This is a genomic window from Frankia sp. AgKG'84/4 (assembly GCF_023242965.2).
Lineage (GTDB): Bacteria > Actinomycetota > Actinomycetes > Frankiales > Frankiaceae > Frankia.
In genome coordinates this window covers 1-1582 of record NZ_JALKFU020001055.1, presented here as the reverse complement: position 1 = coordinate 1582, position 1582 = coordinate 1, and the positions used below count along the sequence as shown (strand labels likewise).

Annotated in this window: 1 protein-coding gene; it reads right to left on the bottom strand. The window is 75.3% G+C overall.

Features of this window, described 5'->3' with window-relative positions; genetic code table 11:
* The coding region (locus tag MXD58_RS27225) for a TM0106 family RecB-like putative nuclease (RefSeq protein ID WP_250610792.1) at nt 1–1582 on the bottom strand (1582 nt) is incomplete at both ends.

Below are 1582 nucleotides of genomic sequence, written 5' to 3'. Positions count from 1 at the left end.
GCTTCGGCTCGGGGCGCACCGGCGCGCCGGGCAGCACCGCGGTGGGCAGCGCGCGGGCGGCCGACTCCGGCAGGGCGTTCTCCCGCAGCAGTAGGACGTGCGGCGCGGACTGTTCCACGACCGCGTCCGAGGCGGTGCCGACCAGGCCAGGGCGGCCCGGGTAGAGGAGGCGCACGGCCTCGTTCAGGTCGAAGGGAGGCGGACGTTCGGGGTCGATCTCGGCCCGCAGCAGCCGCCGGCTGCGCCGACGCCGGCCCGTGGGTTCGTCCCAGTCCTCGACGACCCGCCAGGCGGTCGGCACGGCGCAGTCGTCCGCCGCCTCCAGCGTCGCCCGGTCCGCGGTCAGCGCCGCGAAGTACGTCCACCAGGCCGGCTTGTTCTCCCGCCGGTGATAACCGACCGCGGCGGCGAGCAGCGCCCGGGTCCGCTGGTCGGCGTTCCACTCGGCCGGGTCGGCGGGCAGGCCCTCGACCAGGGCGTCGACGGCCGCGTCGGGGTCGTCGTCGGCCAGGGTGGGCTGCTCGCCCGCGGTCTCGTCCGCCGCCGCGCCAGTGCCGTCCGGCGCCGGGATGCCCTGCGCCCGGCGCAGGTCGAGCAGCCAGCGGTGCAGCCGGTGCGTCGACTCGCAGTCCACCCGGTTGTACGCGGCGATCTCGGCGAGCAGACCCTCGGCCTGCGCCGACTCCCCCGCCGCCCGGTGTTCCAGAAAGGACTCGTAGGCCACGATGCTGTCGGCGGCGTTCGTCACCGCCGCCGTGCGCGCGCCCGGGTGGAACAGCGGCTCCAGATACTTGATCGAGTAGGACGGCTGGGAGATCCGCAGGCTGCGGCGGACCACGGTGTAGAGGTCCACGAGCCGGTTGCCGGCGAGCAGCTCGTCGATGTCGCGCTCCCGCGTGCCGTGGCGGGCCGCCAGGCGCCGCAGCGCGTTCGGTTCGTACGGCGCGTAGTGAAAGATGTGCGCGCCGGGGTGGGCGCGCAGCCGGGCCGTCGCCCAGTCGACGAAGTCCTCGAAGGCGCGCCGCTCGCCGGCCCGGTCATGGGCCCAGAAGGCGCGGAAGTCCTCGGCCGCGGGCGCCGGTTCGACCGGCGGCGCCGGGATCTCGTCCCCGCCGGTGCCGGCGAGCCCGTTCAGGGGCGGGGTCAGCGTGACCGCGCCAAAGAGATATTCGAGCCCCGCCGCGTCCAATGCGTACGGATCACCTTCCATGTCGAAGTAGACGTCGGCGTGATCCGCCGCCGGCAGCATCGCCAGCGCGCCCGGATCCACCATCCGCACGCTCACCGTCCCGAGTGGATCGTCCGCGCTGCGCGTCGCGTCCTGCGCCGCCTGTAGTTCGGCCTGCAGGCGCAGGCCCGAGAACGCGACCGCGGACATCGCCGGCGGCCGGGACTCCTCGGGCGCGGCGGCGAGTTCCTCGACCGAGGTGATGCCCGCGCGGCGCAGGATCCGGCGCTGGTCCGCGCGCAGACCCGCGACCAGCGACAGGTCTCGCGCGTCGGCCCGCCCGCGGGCGCAGTGCTCGGCGAAGGCGCAGCTCGCGCACTCCGGACGAGGTTGGGCCCAGGACGTTCCCGGCAC